Consider the following 16,715-nt stretch of genomic DNA (forward strand, 5'->3'; position numbering starts at 1 on the left):
TTTTTAATTAAACCATTCTTTTATAATCTTCTTACTTCTATTTGATGGATAGTAATTTTTAACTCCGTTAGTATTACCTATAGCAAAAACAGAGAAACCCAAAAACCAATCCTCCGTAAATACCATTCTATACGCTTCAAAACATCTCGCTTGTTCTTCTCCATTTTCTACGCTAGATGGCTCTGGATTCCAAGGCTGCTTAGATGCATAGTTCCTTCTCGGAAAACCTAATTCTCCAAAGAATATTGGTTTATTCCACTTTTTATGTAGTTGTTCTAACTCGTCAACAATCCTTTGCCCTCTTCCATTTACAGTTGTTGCATATAAGCTATTCTTTATGTAATCCACATTGTTAACAGCATTGTCTGTTATTTCAAAATATGCTGCTACAGAAATATAATCAACCTTTGAAAAAACCTTATTATTAAGCTTCTCTTGAAACTTTTTCTTCGATTCCTCATCCCAAGAAGCTGTATACCACCAATTAGTCTTATATGTTATTAATCCTTTATACCTACCTCTTGCAAAATCTATTATATCACACCACTTATCACTATATTCTTCAAGATTAACAAAATTTGAAGCAATACATAAAGCATCTACTCTCTTAGGAACAGCAACTTGATTTATTATCTTACCTATTACATCATTTTTCCAAACCTTAAAAAATTTATTTATATCCTTAGGGTGCATATTAGTTTCATAATCTTGTCCTTTATTTATCCAAGGATAAGGTTCTAATATAACATTTACATTCCTTTTATTTAATTCATCTATAATGTTTTTAGCTTTCTTAACACTTTTCTCATTAACCGAAATAGATCCTGCATCCAAATCAGATATATCAACTTCAATTGGTACATTTACAGTGTTTAAGTTCATACTGTCTATATCTTTAATAGCCTGATTAACTGTATAATCCACAGATAAATTTCCAGACTTTATTTTTGTTCTAAAACATGAATTAAGTGTTTTTCCATGTAATTTATTGTATAAAAACGCTTCATATGCTCCAACTGTACTAGAAACATTGCTCAAAATCAGTATTCCTATAAGAACTATGCTGCATAACCCCAAAAAAACTTTTACACCTGTTCTTCTCTTTATCAAATTAGTTCTACCTCTCAATCAACTATAATCTTCTTAAATTTTCGGCCTTGTATCCATATTTTCCCTCTAAAATATCATCAATTATAGATAGCATTTTTCTTTTGTCGTATGGTAGTGTCCCACCTATACTTGCATAATTGGATGCATGATTGCTTCTAAAAACACATTCTTCTTTTACATTTATATTTTCAATAAGCTCTTTCATTTCAATCATGTTTTCTTTAGGACTTAGAAGTTCAAACTCATCCTTCTGCACCTTTTTATAAATTTCTGTCCCCTTCTCTACCATAAGTGTCAAAATACCTATATAATCTGGATTTATTAAATTTATAACCTTCGCAGACTCTACTGCATTCTCCTTAATTTTATTCTTTCCACCTATCCCCGATATTAATGTTACTGAAAGTTTAATGCCACTTTTTTTTACTTTTTGTCCAGCTTCTACTATTTCCTTTGAAGTAACCCCTTTGTGTATTTCATTTAGAATACTATCATTTCCACTTTCTATTCCCATATAAACTATAGAAAGTCCAGTACTTTTTAATTCTATTAAATCTTCCTCAGACTTATTTAAAATATCTCTAGGTGCTGCATATATTCCAATTCTTTTACACTCAGGAAACAGCTCCTTTATCTTTAATAATATCTTTTTTAAGATGTCTTTTTCAATCACAAGAGCATCTCCATCAGCTAAGAATATTTTATTAACCCTAGAATATATCTCCCTAGCCTCATATAAATCTTCAAATATTTCCTTTACGCTTCTTATCCTAAATTGTTTTTCTTTATACATACTACAAAAACTACATCTATTATGGGAGCATCCTACAGTAATCTGAATTATCAGACTGTAAGCTTCACTAGGCGGCCTGTAAACTATTCCTTCATAAACCAATTTTGACGCCTCTCCTTTCTATATCAAATGAAGTTTATTAAGAGCATTATAAATGCCATCATCAGCAGCACTATCTGTTACCATATCCGCCTTATTTTTCACTTCATCCACTGCATTTCCCATGGCAATACCAATATTCACTGTTTTAAGCATTGTAATATCATTTTTTCCATCTCCAAAGGCCATTGTATCCTTCATATCTCTTTTCATATACTTAACTAAATATTCTATTCCCTTGGACTTATCCCAATTCTTAAAAGAAACATCTGCAGACAAATAAGGTTTATGTGTATTGAATATTAGCTTATGTTCAAGATATTTTATGCACTTCTCCATATGTTCATTATTCTTAAAAAATACATCTACATTGTTTGCTTCAATCTCTTCAATGTTCCAATTATCTAAAATATATGGATTTTCAGTCTTGTAAAACCTATTCATTTGGTGTATTTTTTCTGAGCTCATATTATATGAATACCCATTGTACGCACCACTAAAACTTGCACTTATACCCAGCTTACAAAATTCCTTTATTAAATACTTTAAAGTATCTTTATCTATAAGTTTATTATATATACACTTACCGTTATATACAATATACGTACCATTACAACAAATATATCCATCAACCATTTCTTGAAATTCTTGAATAGCAAATCTTATAGGTCTTCCACTGCAAATAAATAAATTATGCCCCTTTTCCTTAAGCTTTTTAAGTGCTTCTTTAGTGCTATACGGTATAGTAGATTCTTTACCATTATGAACTAACAATGTACCATCGATATCAAAAAAAATTATTTTTTTATTCATTAAAATCCTCCTATTTTTTCACCCCTACATCATTTTTGCTTAAATTTTATACAAACAATACTGTGTAATTTTTAGAATTTATATGCAATATTTAATTATATATAATAAATTATTACTTTACAATGTTCACAAAAATATTATAAAATTTATTATAAAGGCAGGTGTTTATATTGAACAACATAGGACTTATACTAGAAGGTGGCGGAATGCGAGGAGTGTATACTGCTGGTGTTCTTGATTTTTTTATGGATAAAAATTTATATTTTCCCTACGTTAGCGGTGTATCTATGGGAGCTTGCAATGCAGCCTCTTACGTATCAAAGCAAAGAGGTAGAACAAAATCTGTAACTGTAGACTTGGCTGACGATTCAAGGTATATAAGCTTAAAAAACTTCATTAAATACAAATCTATATTTGGAATGGATTTTATATTTGATGAAGTTCCAAATAAATTATTTCCATTTGATTTTAACACTTTCTCCAACTCTACACAAAAGCTTGTTATTGGAACTACTGACTGTTTAACTGGAAAGGAAGTATACTTTTCACACTCTTCTTCAAACGATATTTTAGACATAATAAGAGCTTCAAGCAGCTTACCATTTATTTCTGAACCAGTAAAAATAAATAATTATACACTTATGGATGGCGGAATAGCTGATCCTATACCAATAAAAAGGTCAATTGAAGATGGAAATGCCAAAAATGTACTTATACTAACAAGAGAAGCTGATTACATAAAGAATCCGTTTAAACATAATTGGATACTTTCAAAAAAATACTCACAGTTTAAAGGCTTATGTAAAGCAATTTTAAACAGACATAAGTTATATAACGAAACCTTAAAGTACATCTCCCATTTAGAAAATACCGGAAAAGTTTTTATTATAAGACCTACCTTCTCACCAAAGGTAAAACGTATTGAAAAAAACAAGTCTAGATTAAACGCCCTTTATCTAGAAGGATATAAGGACGCAGAAAAAAATTATGATAAACTTCTTCAATTTCTAAACTCAAACTAATTTTCATCTTTCAATCACTTTATAAGGTACTGTAAATTTCATTTTACAGTACCTTATTTTATTGATATGCTAAACATTTATAATTATACTGAGTTTTTTATATCAAGTACCTTTCCTTTCATACCACAATCAAATTATAATTTTATATATTTTGAATATAAATTTCAATTGGGGTTAAAATAAACCAATATAGTAATAAACTTTTTAAAGGAGGCTTACTCATGAAAATAGGTTTTCCAAAAGGTCTTTTATATTGTAATTATTACCCCTTTTTTAACAGTTTTTTTAGTGAATTAGGGTGTTCTATCGTAACCTCTCCTGATACCAACAAGGAAATTTTAAATTTAGGAGTTAAATACTGCATTGATGAAGCATGTCTTCCCATAAAAATATTTCACGGTCATGTGGCATATTTAAAAGATAAATGTGATTATATGTTTATCCCCCGACTTATGTCTATTAGCTCAAATGAATCCATATGTCCAAAATTCTGTGGGCTTCCTGAAATGATTAAAAATAGTATCCCTGATTTCCCTGACATGATATCTTACCCAATTTACATGGATACCGAAAAAAACTTTATGAAATTCATAAAAAAATGCGGTCATCTATTCACAATGAATAACTTCAAAATCCAAAAAGCATACTTAAAGGGAAAAAGCGCTCAAGCTGATTTTCTTTCGAAAAATAAAATTCACAAAGTACATAATATAAAAGTAGCTTTGGCAGGACACCCGTATAATATATTTGATTCATATACAAATTTAAATTTAATAAAGAAGCTTGATGAACTAAACATAGGTATACTAACTGAAAAAGATATAGATGAAAATCTTATAAATAAGCAAATGAAAACCTTGTTTAAAAAACCATTTTGGACATTCGCAAGGAAATCTTATGGTTTTTCAACCTTTTGTGCAAAAAATAATCTAGTAAATGGCATTATATACGTATCATCATTTGCATGTGGCATAGATTCTGTAGTTCTAGAATTGATAAAAAAAGAACTTAGTAACTTCCCAATATTAGTTCTTAAAATTGATGAACAAACTGGAGAAGCTGGTTTTAATACGAGATTAGAGGCTTTTTCTGATATGCTAGAAAGGAGATATAATTTCAATGAAAATAACATTTCCCAACCTAGGTAACACCTTATATGCAGCTAAAGCTCTTTTTGATAATTTAGAAATCGAATACGTACTTCCACCAAACAGTAGTAAAAAGTGTCTCGAAATAGGCTCTCTTTATTCTCCAGAAGATATTTGCCTCCCCTTTAAAATAATGATAGGAGCTTACATAGACTCTATAGAAAGAGGTGCAGATACAATACTTATAACTGGAAGCTGCGGGCCATGCAGATTCGGTGAATATTGTGAACTTCAAATAAATCTATTAAAAAAATTAGGCCATGACGTAGACTTTATCGTCTTAGATAGACCTTCTTCTATCGGCAAAACCGAATTTCTCAATAGATTATCTAAAATATCTGGCTCAAGTTCTATTAGTTCTTATAAAAAATTAAAAGCAGTATATTCTGCCTATAAAATAATAAACTTAATAGATTATATAGAAAAAACTGCTCGTTATAAGGCAGGTTTTGAATTAAAAAAAGGAGAATGCAAAAAAATACTGCAAACTTGTAAAAAATCCGCTTTAACCTGTAACAATGCTGAATCTATGATTGATTTGCTAACAAAATATAAGCATATGATAAACCATGTTCCTATAGATTCTACTAAAACCCCTTTAAAGGTTTCAATAATTGGTGAAATTTATACCATACTAGAACCATTCTCAAACCTTTATATTGAAAATAAGTTAATGGATTTGGGAATATCTACACAAAAAAATATAACCCCAAGTTGGTGGTTTAAAGATGCTATGTTATCAAATTTAAATTTAAATTCTATAAACTTAAGAATGAATTCAAAAAAATATCTTCCATATTATATAGGTGGTCATGGAAGAGAATGTGTAGGTGAAGCTGTTATGGCAAGCAATTCTGGCTTCGATGGTGCAATACAGTTATTTCCTATGGGCTGTATGCCTGAAATTGTGTCAAAGTCAATATTACCTACAATATCTAGGGATAAAGATTTCCCTATATTATCATTAATAATAGATGAAATGACTGGTGATGCAGGTTATATGACGAGAATTGAAGCATTTATAGACTTACTAGAAAGGAGAAAAAATAGATGTATTATATAGGTGTTGATGTTGGTTCTGTAAGTACAGATATAGTTATGTTAAATGAGAAAATCGAGGTCGTAGATAGTTTATATTTAAGAACTAAAGGTAGACCGATAAGCGCTATTAAAGAAGGCTTTAAATTCTTAAGCACCAAATATAGCGATGATCAAATACTTGGAGTAGGAACAACTGGAAGTGGTAGAGAAATTGCTTCTTACGTTCTTGGTGCAGATGCTGTAAAAAATGAAATAACAGCTCACGCCGTAGCTGCTTTAAATATAAACAAAAATGTAAGAACCATAATAGAAATAGGCGGTCAAGACTCTAAAATCATAATATTAAAAGATGGTATTGTTACTGATTTCGCTATGAATACAGTTTGTGCCGCTGGAACTGGATCATTTCTTGATAGGCAAGCAGAGAGACTCGATATACCTATTGAAGACTTTGGAAAATATGCTCTTAAATCAACTTGTTCTGTACGTATTGCTGGAAGATGTGCTGTTTTTGCAGAATCTGACATGATACACAAACAACAGTTAGGTTACAAGGAAGAGGATATTATAAAAGGTCTTTGTGATGCTCTTGTTAGAAATTATTTTAGTAACGTTGGAAAAGGCAAAGAAATTCTTCCCGAAATATTCTTTCAAGGTGGTGTAGCATCGAATGTAGGAATGAAAACCTCATTCGAAAATTATCTAGGATTTAAGGTCACAATACCACCACATCATAAAGTAATGGGAGCAATTGGTGCCGCTTTAATTGCCAAAGAAACGCTTGCCAAACAGAAAAAGCATACAAATTTTAATGGATTTGCCTTGTCAAATACCGATTTTCATTCTCAAAGCTTTGAATGCGTTGGCTGCTCAAATAGATGCGAAGTTGTTAGAATAAAGAATAACAATTCCACTATAGGTGCATTTGGCGATAGATGTGGAAAATGGAGTAAAAGTAGCGCAGTATAGGATAATTTTAACCACATTTAGTATTATTACAATAATATGAAATTATTTTGTTAATTTTAGTTTCATATTGTATAATGTATAGTATAGAATTTATATATTATATGGTAATAGTAATAAGGGTGGTTGTTATTATGAGAAAAAAAAATGAGCAAAGAAAATTCAAACGAACTGACTACAAGTGTAATGTAGATTCTTTTATACTTAATGGAGAATTGCAATTGGAACAAGTTGAAATCCTCGATATAAGTGAAGCTGGTGCAAGAATTCATGTGCCAAAAAGAATAAATGTAGGTGACAGAGTTACCTTTAACTTTAAAATGGGCTCTTTAAACATAACCTGTAATGCAACAATTGTTTGGGGAACAAGCAGTTTAACAGACGGCTTTATTAATGGATGTAAGTTTGATATCCTGGCCACAGACAAGCGTCTTTTAAAACTTTTTATAGATTCCCTTTATAATAAAAACTTTATTTCTTTATACAGAGATAAACAAACATATATAGTTCCAAATATGTATTTAACTTTAAACTTATCTAATACTGATATATACAGAGTATTCCAATACGCTACTTATCAATTAGGTACTTTAAAGAAAACTGATAATAAGTATGATTTGGCTATACATGATAATCTTGTTAATAGGCTAAATGACTATCTTAATAATAATTTAGATTGTTTTAAGGTAAGTATATATGAATCTACTCAATTTAAAAGAATAATAGATTTTTGTATCTTGAGTCTTCAGTATAATGATGAAAATATATCAGCTTTAAGGTTAGAAGATCTTGATATGTCAGATTTTGATAGTGACCGTGCTGAAAAATACAAAAATGATTTTGAAAAACTTCCTGAAGATATTAGACTAGAAGCTATAACTGAAATATCTAAATCTTTATCAGCCAAAGGATTAAAAGTTTTGAATTAGTACCACGTTATAAACTTCTTGAAATAAGTTAAGTTTAGTAATATTATATATAGTGAAGCTACGTTTGCTAAAGCTTAATATTATAAAAACACATTAACATTGTATTTTTGTAATATATGAGTTTGTTTTGCAGTAGTTTCACTATATATATTTATATTTATTAATTAGAAATATACATATCATATATGTATATTTTTTATGTAGAAATCAATATATAGAGTTTCTAGTTAAATTAAATTAGAAACTCTGTCAAGTGTTTCTAATTTAAACTTAACTTATATTCGATATTGACAAGTTAAGTTTAACTATAGAAATTCTGTACATATATTTTTACACAAAATTTAAGATAGTAGGTGTTTATTAATGAGTAGTAAAATTTTAACCGAATCCGGAAAAAAGAAACTTGAAGAAGAACTTGAATACCTAAAGACCGTAAAAAGAGCAGAGATTAAAGAAGCATTAAAATTTGCTCGTTCTCAAGGTGATTTAAGTGAAAATGCTGATTATAGTGCAGCAAAAGACGACCAGTCAATGAATGAAACAAGAATTCAAGAAATTGAAGATATACTAAAAAGCTGTACTGTAGTTGAAAGCTCTGAAAATGAAAATGTATTTGATTTAAATAAAAAAGCATTAGTTAAATTTTGTGATACAGATGAAACAGAAGAGGTTACATTGGTAAGTTCTGTTGAATCAGATATTAAAAACATGAAGGTAAGTATTGACTCTCCTCTTGGAAAGGCTTTATATAAGTCAGAATTAAATAAAAGAACTCTAGTTCAGTCACCTGATGGTAGTTACGAAGTAGAGGTACTGAAAATCCTATAAGAAATAGGCTTAAATGATAAATTCATTTAAGCCCTTCTTTTATTTCAAAAAAGTTTTAATTAAATTATGATTTAGTAGATCGTCAGAATACTCTAATTCAGTTGTCGCAGCTTCTTTCTTCTTATTAAGTTCAGGTGTCTCCTTTATCTTTTTACCTGTAGCTATATCATAATAAGTGTTAGTCCATGACACATAAAATATCTTACCATCTGTAAACGATCCATTTCTAAATGTAACATTGGTACTATCACCATCTTTTACATTTAATATATCTTCACCAAACATATAATTATTACTTATGTTATATAAGTTAGCTATTGTAGGATAAATATCCATCTGCCCTGAATAAGTATGATTCACTCCCTTATGTTCGTCATCTGGAAAATGAATAAACATAGGTACTTTTTGATATTCATACCACGTAAGATCAGTAGGATCTTTTATCCCCTCAAAACTATAAAGTTGATTTATATTTTCTTTTGGTATAGCAAAATGATCTCCATATAATACAATTATTGAATTCTTAGTTAATCCTTCTTTATCAAGTTTGTCCAGGAACTTACCTAATTGTTCATCTGTATAATGTATTCCTTCAAAGTAATTTCCTAAAAGAGTATCTTTATACTCACCAACATCTAACTTATTCATAGTATACTTTTCATATCCAGCCGTGTCGTTAAAAGGATAGTGACTACTTAAAGTTATAAGGAAAGAAAAATATGGTTGTTTAAAAGTTTTCATTTTAGCCAATGACTGATTTAAAAATGACTCATCACTTAATCCCATACCAACTACCTCATCATTTTTATAACTAGTCTGACCATAAAAATCATCAAATTTTTCTGATTTATACATTACATTTCTATTCCAGAACCCCTCATTATATCCATGAAGCGCTGCAGTATAGTATCCTTTGTCGCCTAAATCTTTAGGAATAGAATTAAAAGTATTTCCTGCATATGTATAATATGCAGCTCCAGATTGGGCAGGATACAATGAATTCAATGACATAAACTCAGCATCAGATGTATTTCCTTGAGCTACTTGATAGAAATAATTATCAAAATATAAGCTTTTATTTATCCATTTATTCAAATTAGGTGTTATTTCTTTTCCATTTATACTTTTGTTCACAACAAATCCTTGAAGAGCCTCAACTTGAATCATTATGAGATTTTTTCCTGAACCTTCTGATTTGAATTTAACACCAGGAATAGAGTTATTATTCTTAAGATAGTTATTAATTGCATTCTTCCTTGCTTCAGGCAACTTCTTTGAATTTTTCACCTTTGTGCTTGTAAAATTATAGGCATCTACCACATGAAAATTTAAATTTCCTATCATCTTTGTTAGGTAAATTCTATTACTCATTGCAGTAAGCAGTGTTGGTTGTTCCACATTAACTTTATGAAATTGTTGTGCATCTAAAGCTGCTCCGAATATAAAGACAGCTAAAAATAAAACTAATCTAAACTTTAACTTAATAGTATTTTTATTTATGCTTTTAACATAAATAAAAGTTGGAACAAGTATAATAATATCTAATAAAAACATAAAATCCTTAATGCTTAGAACATCAGCCACACTCGATTTTACACCAACCAAAAGTTTTGCTGTTTGAACAGCTGAAACCGTTATTATATCTTTATTATACCTAAAATAAGCTATATCCGATATGAGAATGAGGCTTATTATCAAATCAATTATAAGTAAATACGCTGTTCTTTTTTTACCCTTGAATAAAAAAGAGAAACTAAATATTATTAATACTGAAGCAATTATTGGTGTTATAACCGAACTATCAAAATATTCCGGTGAAATCTCTTTTCCATAAGTAATCAATTTAAAAACTAAGATTATAAAAAATACTATAATATCACCATAATTTAATATTTTCCTTGTCTTCTCTGACAAGGTATTTTTGTATATTGCAGAAAATCTCATCTATTCATCTCTTTCCTAATTTAAAATATAATAACACTTAATAAATATAATATAAAAAAATTAATAATACATAAATAACTTATTAATTTTCAATAAATTATTTATGTATCATATATGTGTATCCTTAAAAGCTTATGGAATCCATTACGAAACTTTTACTTCAAATACATCAAGTAGAAACATAAATAGTGGTATACCTAAAAGTAGTCCCCACGTTCCCATAAAATCTCCTGATACTATAAGTATTATAAAAGTAAAAAATATAGGCAATTTAGTTTTGGAAGACATTAGTTTTGGATTTAAGAAATAACTTTCTATACAGTGTATCACTACAACCATTAATATTACATAAATTACTTCTGTAAATCCATTAATATTAAATGCAATAAATGATAATGGTACAAGCGAAATTATAACACCAGCTACAGGAATAAGACTTAGTACAAATATCATAAATCCTAAAGTCATTAGATTAGGAAAACCCATTATTGCAAGTGCAATAGATGATAATACAGCATTCACAATTGCTATTAGTATTTGTGCTTTTATAACTTTACCGAATGAGTTTAGGAAGTTATTACCATAATATACAAAGTACTCATACATAGTAGAGAGCTTGCTTTTCTCAAACTTCTTACCAAATTTCTTTATTGTGCCCTTTTCAAGCACAAAGAATAAGCTAAGCACAAACGCTAAAAATAAATTCAAACTCACTTTTCCAAAATTCTTAGCAAATTCTATTATATAGCTTAAACCCTGCTTAGTGTAAGATCCAATATCTAATTTAGTAATCATTGGTTGTATGTATTTTCCTAATGTTCCCAAATCGCTAGTATCTATAGTATTGTAAAAGTTAGTTGCTTGATTTACAATATTTGTTGTTTCCCTAACTATTACTGGAACATAATTATAGAAAACAAGCACTATAACAGCTATTATAAGAACATATAATAGTAAGGCAATTAAGCCTTCCCTAACTTTTATATATTTTCTAAGATTTGATACAATAAACCCGTGCAGACTGCTAATCAAATATGTAACTATAAAGGTCAATAATATAAAATTCATTATAGACCTACAAAAATAAAAAAATGCAGCCAATAATACTAAAAACGCTCCTCTCTTAAAGGACTCTTTATGAAACAAATCTAAAATATAACTCAAATTTGTACCCTCCTTTTACAGTACTAGTTTACTATGAAATGTGCCTAATTTCAATGTAATAAATTTTAATTCTAAACAACTATTTAACAAAATTGTCACACATCTGTCACACACTAAGTTTATTATTAAAACATACAAAGCAGAAACAAATTAGGAGGTAACAATGATGGACGATTTAAACAATAATAACGTGAATAATAATGATACAGATAATACAACTGAAATGAATAATAATAACAATGATAATACCGTTAATATGAATATGCCAATTGAATATAAAAAAGAAAGCAATAAAAATAGAAAACCTTTCAACAAAAAAATAGCATCATATATAGCAGTAGGTTTAACCTGCGCTATACTTGGAGGAGGTATATCAACAGCATCAGCCTTATATCTTCTTCCTAAATCAAACTTTTTCAAAAGTACACCATTATACAAAACTATGGCTAATGGTGGAAGTTCTTCTCTAGGCTATATTAATGCTTCACCAACCTCAACAAAGACGTCTAGTGCAACTGGAAGTGGTTTAACTGTATCGCAAATAGTAAAAAAAGTTAGCCCTGCAGTAGTTGGTGTATCAACAAAAACGACTGTAACCCAAAACGATTTTGATTCCTTCTTTGGCTCAAGTAATGGTAATGGAAGCTCTACACAGGAAGGAATGGGATCCGGAATAATATTCAATAATGATGGTTATATACTAACAAATTACCATGTTATAAAAGGTGCAGATAAAATAGCAGTAATCCTAAACAACAAAAAAGAAGTTTCAGCTAAAGTTGTAAATTATGATGAAGCTAATGATATAGCCGTAATAAAGATGACAGGAAGCTTTACTGTTCCTGGTGTTGCAGAACTTGGAAGCTCAGCTTCATTAAATGTTGGTGATTCAGTCGTTGCAATTGGAAATCCTTTAGGAAAAGAATTCTTAGGAACAGTTACAACTGGAGTTGTCAGTGCTGTTAATCGTGAAGTAGCCGTAAGCGAAGGTCAAAAACAAACTTATATCCAAACAGATGCAGCTATAAATCCTGGAAACAGCGGAGGTCCTCTAGTAAATTCATTCGGACAAGTAGTTGGTATAAATTCTGCTAAGATAAGTGAAAACGGCGTAGAAGGAATAGGCTTCTCAATTCCAATTGATACTGTAAAAAGCAAAATTCAAAATCTTTCTAAGCCTATACTAATGCTTGGAATAAGTGGTGAAGCTGTAGATAAAAGTACCGCTGAACAGCATAATATACCTCAAGGTGTATATATTGAACAAATTCAAGACTTTAGTTCTGCTCAAAAAGCAGGTATGCAGGTTGGAGATGTAATAACAAAGTTTGATGGTAAAAAAGTAACTTCTACTAGCGATATCGATTCTATAAAGTCAAAACATAACTCAGGTGATACTGTACAAGTAGAAGTTTACAGGGACGATGCTTATAAAACCCTTTCTTTAAAACTATCAGACAAATAAATCAGCATAATTTTAGGGAAAAATAAAATTTCACCCCATTTTCAACATTAAGAACTCCATAGCTTCCGTTGTGGAGTTCTATTATATTTTTAACTATTGCAAGACCTAATCCAGTACCTCCAACCTTTCTATTTCTAGACTTATCAGTTTTATAAAACTTATCCCATATCTTACATACTTCATCAACTTCGATTTTTTCTCCATCATTTACAACTTCTATAGTAATCTTGTTATTTTCTTTTAACATATTTACGTGAATCTTTCTCTTAGCGTACTTCAAGGCATTATTAAGTAAATTGGTAAAAACCTGCTCTAACCTATATTGATCACCCATTACGTATCCATTTACTATATTTATGCTCATATCTATTTTCTTTTCATCTAATATTGCATAGTATTTTTTTGAACATTTAAATACCATTTCTCCAATATCGAATTTTCCTAATGTGAGCTTAAAATTTCCACTTTCCAATTGTGATAAATCAAGCATATCGGAAACAAGTTTTCCCATTCTTGCCGCTTCATCTATAATTACATCTGTGTAATAATCCCTTTCTTTTTTAGTCACTGCAACGTTATCTTTAAGCCCTTCTGCATAACCCTCTATTATTCCTATAGGCGTCTTAAGCTCATGGGAAACTCCGGCCACAAATTCCTTTCTCATCTTTTCTAGTTCCTTTTCTTTTTCTATGTCCTTCTTCAATTGTTCATTTGCTGCTTTAAGTGAATTCATTGATTTATTAAGATTATCAGCTAAAAAATTTAAGTTTTTTCCTAAATATCCTATTTCATCTTCAGATATGACATTACACTTTTCACTAAAATCCAGCTCAGCCATTTTTGAAGCTGTTTTGTTTATTTTCTTTAGTGGTTTTGTAATCATTCTAGAATATATTAGTGCTAAAATAATTACTACAACTACAGCACTAAAAAATATGTAAATAAAAAATTCCTTCATTACCGAAGATGCCTCTGTAATTGATTGGAATGATGATATTGCAAAAATAACATCATTGTTAGCTCCAGGAACTACGCAGACTATATTTTTAACATTATATGTCTTGCTCTGAAAAACATAAGTCTCACTTTTTCCAGTTCTTCTCATATTTAAAAAATCAGCAGGATTAGATACCCAAGTGTGCATTATATCCTTAATTATATTTATTTCGGCAGTATCATCTTCTCCATCATTTTCAAAATACTTCAAATTTCCATAACTATTTAATATAGCTACCTTGCAATTATTTTTTCTTTCAAATTCCTTTATTATACTCCCGATATCATCATAAGGATTATTTTCATTGGCATTATATTGTTTTTTAAGTTCTTTTGTTGCGCTTTCAAGTGATTGCATTTTTTTGTTTTGATAAAATTTTCCAAAGAACGCACTTTGAAAAACCAACATTCCTAATATGAAAACAACATAAAAACTCAAAGTTATAACAAACAATTTAGTTGTTATGCTGCCCTTTATCTTCATTTTTTCACCTCAAATTTGTATCCGCTTCCTCTTACTGTTGCTACTAAATATGCCTTATCTTGTAGTTTTTCTCTAAGCCTTTTCACATGAGTATCTACTGTTCTAAGATCCCCATAATAATCTTCTCCCCAAACATTATCTAAAATCTTATCTCTCGTAAGCGTTATACCTTTATTATTAGAAAAATATATTAAAAGATCATACTCTTTTGGAGAAAGATAAATTTCCTTATCTTCAATAGTAACCTCATGAGAAATAGCGTCTATCTTGAGCCCATCAAAATTTTGAACCTTAGACTTTTCATTTGGCTGAATTCTTTTTAATAGAACTTTAACCTTAGCAGTAAGTACCTTTGGACTACATGGTTTAGTAACATAGTCATCTGCACCAAGCTCATATCCTAAAAGTTTATCATCCTCTTCACTCTTAGCTGTTAACATTATTATTGGAACCTCTGACTTCTCTCTTATATTTGTGCATACAGTCCATCCATCCAAAAGAGGCAGCATTATATCTAAAATGACAAGCGAAATTGAATTTCTGTCAAACATCTCTAGTGCCTCTTTCCCATCCGCCGCTTCAAGTACACTGTATCCCTCTCTTCTTAAATAGGCTTTTATGAGCTCTCTCATTCTATCTTCATCTTCAACTATAAGAATACTCTCAGACAAAATATATCCCCCCATACCAAATAATTTATTGTTTTTCTTCTACAAGCATATTTTCTTTACTATTTACTTTAACCTTTTCACGTTTTAGTATCATTGCAGAACAAAAAGCTGTAAGAGGTATTGTAAATATTAAACCAATACTTCCAGCTAATGTTTTAACAAGCTCCGAAGCTATTACATCTTGATTTATAATTCTATACAGAGGAAGATCATATGATGAAATCCATATCATAACATACATAGCCCCTCCTGCATATGCCAAAATAAGTGTATTAGCCATTGTTCCCATCATATCTCTTCCAACATTCATTCCAGACTTTACAAGCTCCATAACAGTTGCCTTATCATTGGTCTCATGCAGTTCGTTTATTGATGAAGCTATTGACATACCAATATCCATTACGGCACCTAAGGCTCCCATTAATATTCCTGCAAATAATAGTCCGCTAAAATTAAAGCTTGTATTTTGAGTAATATAAATAACCATTTGTTCTTCCTCATCGGTCAGTCCTGACAACCTTAAAGTAATTATACTAAAGGTAGCAATTAATGCTGACAGTATAAGCCCTCCACTTGTACCTATAATAGCTGCAAGAGTTTTTTTGTTCTTCCCACTTATAATTATAAGATTTATTGTACTTACAACTATACATATTACAATTGAAACAATAGTAGGGTTAAAACCAGCAATTATAAGAGGAATCATTATCTTTAATACTGCAACAGCTGTTATAGCAAGGGCAATTACAGATTTCACTCCCTTTTTACCTCCAACTACACTGAGAAGTATTATAAATACTGCCACGAGTCCGAAAATAAATTTGTACCTTACAACATCGTATATGTAAGCACTACTTATGTTTCCTTTACTATCTTCATCTATATTAATGAGTACCTCATCGCCCTTTTTAGTAAGCGTTTCGTGGGCTGTCTTTTCATTAACCAAGTTCTCTAACTTTATCACTTTACCTTTGTAATCGCCATTTAATATCTTTACCAAAACATAAGTCCTATTCAAAGAGTTTTTATTCTTCTTTGACTTTTTATTTTCTGGCACATTTATTACATTAACCTTAGAGGTATTTTTATTTTTTTTGCTGTTACTTGATAACTCCTGTATTACTTTACCGTGTATAACTAAATCCGATTTATTATCATCACTAAAATAAAAATGCCATACTAATAAAACTGCAATAAATATAGCTGCCACAGTCGACCATATTATCACCTTTTTTTTTTCTG

15 protein-coding genes are annotated in these 16,715 nt (G+C 29.9%); 7 read left to right on the forward strand and 8 right to left on the reverse strand.

Annotated elements, in window-relative coordinates:
* Positions 1 to 3 precede the first annotated feature (3 nt).
* Genes CA_RS12425 through CA_RS12435 form a run of 3 tightly spaced genes read right to left on the reverse strand, consistent with a single transcriptional unit; the run spans position 4 to position 2,815 of the window.
* Positions 4 to 1,110 carry a glycoside hydrolase family 113 gene (locus CA_RS12425; protein ID WP_010965717.1) on the reverse strand — a complete coding sequence of 369 codons (1,107 nt, stop codon included), beginning with the start codon at positions 1,108 to 1,110 and terminating at the stop codon, positions 4 to 6.
* A 22-nt stretch (positions 1,111 to 1,132) separates the two neighbouring features.
* Positions 1,133 to 2,005 (reverse strand): radical SAM protein, encoded by an 873-nt coding sequence (locus CA_RS12430; protein ID WP_010965718.1) that lies wholly within the window; start codon positions 2,003 to 2,005, stop codon positions 1,133 to 1,135.
* A gap of 18 nt (positions 2,006 to 2,023) precedes the next feature.
* Positions 2,024 to 2,815, reverse strand: a complete 792-nt coding sequence (locus CA_RS12435; RefSeq protein ID WP_010965719.1) for a Cof-type HAD-IIB family hydrolase — start codon at positions 2,813 to 2,815, stop codon at positions 2,024 to 2,026.
* A gap of 170 nt (positions 2,816 to 2,985) precedes the next feature.
* Here CA_RS12435 and CA_RS12440 point away from each other — a divergent pair, with 170 nt between their 5' ends.
* The 6 genes from CA_RS12440 to greA all read left to right on the forward strand — a co-directional run bounded on the left by CA_RS12440 (position 2,986) and on the right by greA (position 8,749).
* Positions 2,986 to 3,837, forward strand: a complete 852-nt coding sequence (locus CA_RS12440; RefSeq protein ID WP_010965720.1) for a patatin-like phospholipase family protein — start codon at positions 2,986 to 2,988, stop codon at positions 3,835 to 3,837.
* Between the two features lie 221 nt (positions 3,838 to 4,058).
* On the forward strand, positions 4,059 to 4,985 hold the full coding sequence (locus tag CA_RS12445) for an acyl-CoA dehydratase activase-related protein (protein ID WP_010965721.1): 927 nt from the start codon (positions 4,059 to 4,061) through the stop codon (positions 4,983 to 4,985).
* Positions 4,957 to 6,048 carry a 2-hydroxyglutaryl-CoA dehydratase gene (locus CA_RS12450; RefSeq protein ID WP_010965722.1) on the forward strand — a complete coding sequence of 364 codons (1,092 nt, stop codon included), beginning with the start codon at positions 4,957 to 4,959 and terminating at the stop codon, positions 6,046 to 6,048. The genes CA_RS12445 and CA_RS12450 overlap by 29 nt, the downstream gene beginning before the upstream one ends.
* A complete protein-coding gene (locus CA_RS12455; protein ID WP_010965723.1) occupies positions 6,036 to 6,995 on the forward strand; it encodes an acyl-CoA dehydratase activase in 960 nt (319 codons plus the stop codon). Before CA_RS12450 ends, CA_RS12455 begins: the two co-directional genes overlap by 13 nt.
* A 131-nt stretch (positions 6,996 to 7,126) precedes the next feature.
* Positions 7,127 to 7,921: a PilZ domain-containing protein gene (locus tag CA_RS12460; RefSeq protein WP_014518983.1), complete on the forward strand. Its 795-nt coding sequence runs from the start codon at positions 7,127 to 7,129 to the stop codon at positions 7,919 to 7,921.
* A gap of 363 nt (positions 7,922 to 8,284) precedes the next feature.
* Positions 8,285 to 8,749 (forward strand): transcription elongation factor GreA, encoded by a 465-nt coding sequence (gene greA, locus CA_RS12465; protein ID WP_010965725.1) that lies wholly within the window; start codon positions 8,285 to 8,287, stop codon positions 8,747 to 8,749.
* 39 nt (positions 8,750 to 8,788) lie between these two features.
* Here the strand turns inward: greA and CA_RS12470 are convergent, their stop codons facing one another.
* The gene (locus tag CA_RS12470) at positions 8,789 to 10,693 is read right to left on the reverse strand and encodes an LTA synthase family protein (RefSeq protein ID WP_010965726.1); all 1,905 of its coding nucleotides are present in this window, start codon (positions 10,691 to 10,693) and stop codon (positions 8,789 to 8,791) included.
* A gap of 144 nt (positions 10,694 to 10,837) precedes the next feature.
* A complete protein-coding gene (locus CA_RS12475; protein WP_010965727.1) occupies positions 10,838 to 11,857 on the reverse strand; it encodes an AI-2E family transporter in 1,020 nt (339 codons plus the stop codon).
* A gap of 163 nt (positions 11,858 to 12,020) precedes the next feature.
* On the opposite strand from CA_RS12475, the gene CA_RS12480 reads away from it, so the two are divergent.
* The gene (locus CA_RS12480; RefSeq protein ID WP_010965728.1) at positions 12,021 to 13,322 is read left to right on the forward strand and encodes a S1C family serine protease; all 1,302 of its coding nucleotides are present in this window, start codon (positions 12,021 to 12,023) and stop codon (positions 13,320 to 13,322) included.
* 1 nt (position 13,323) lies between these two features.
* Here CA_RS12480 and CA_RS12485 read toward each other — a convergent pair whose 3' ends face one another.
* From CA_RS12485 to CA_RS12495, 3 genes are read right to left on the reverse strand one after another with little or no spacing between them, the layout of a single operon-like run.
* Positions 13,324 to 14,802, reverse strand: coding sequence for a HAMP domain-containing sensor histidine kinase (locus CA_RS12485; protein ID WP_010965729.1), 1,479 nt, complete (start codon positions 14,800 to 14,802; stop codon positions 13,324 to 13,326).
* Positions 14,799 to 15,473: a response regulator transcription factor gene (locus tag CA_RS12490; protein ID WP_010965730.1), complete on the reverse strand. Its 675-nt coding sequence runs from the start codon at positions 15,471 to 15,473 to the stop codon at positions 14,799 to 14,801. Before CA_RS12490 ends, CA_RS12485 begins: the two co-directional genes overlap by 4 nt.
* A gap of 25 nt (positions 15,474 to 15,498) precedes the next feature.
* A complete protein-coding gene (locus CA_RS12495) occupies positions 15,499 to 16,701 on the reverse strand; it encodes a YibE/F family protein (protein WP_010965731.1) in 1,203 nt (400 codons plus the stop codon).
* Positions 16,702 to 16,715: the final 14 nt, after the last annotated feature.

Origin of the sequence: Clostridium acetobutylicum ATCC 824 (genome assembly GCF_000008765.1) — a bacterium.
Lineage (GTDB): Bacteria > Bacillota > Clostridia > Clostridiales > Clostridiaceae > Clostridium_S > Clostridium_S acetobutylicum.

Bases quoted from the DNA above. Each gene is read 5' to 3' on its own strand.
- CA_RS12435 (WP_010965719.1), bottom strand. From the start codon at position 2,815: ATGAATAAAAAAATAATTTTTTTTGATATCGATGGTACATTGTTAGTT.
- CA_RS12445 (WP_010965721.1), top strand. From the start codon at position 4,059: ATGAAAATAGGTTTTCCAAAAGGTCTTTTATATTGTAATTATTACCCC.
- CA_RS12450 (WP_010965722.1), top strand. From the start codon at position 4,957: ATGAAAATAACATTTCCCAACCTAGGTAACACCTTATATGCAGCTAAA.
- CA_RS12455 (WP_010965723.1), top strand. From the start codon at position 6,036: ATGTATTATATAGGTGTTGATGTTGGTTCTGTAAGTACAGATATAGTT.
- CA_RS12460 (WP_014518983.1), top strand. From the start codon at position 7,127: ATGAGAAAAAAAAATGAGCAAAGAAAATTCAAACGAACTGACTACAAG.
- greA (WP_010965725.1), top strand. From the start codon at position 8,285: ATGAGTAGTAAAATTTTAACCGAATCCGGAAAAAAGAAACTTGAAGAA.
- CA_RS12470 (WP_010965726.1), bottom strand. From the start codon at position 10,693: ATGAGATTTTCTGCAATATACAAAAATACCTTGTCAGAGAAGACAAGG.
- CA_RS12480 (WP_010965728.1), top strand. From the start codon at position 12,021: ATGATGGACGATTTAAACAATAATAACGTGAATAATAATGATACAGAT.
- CA_RS12485 (WP_010965729.1), bottom strand. From the start codon at position 14,802: ATGAAGATAAAGGGCAGCATAACAACTAAATTGTTTGTTATAACTTTG.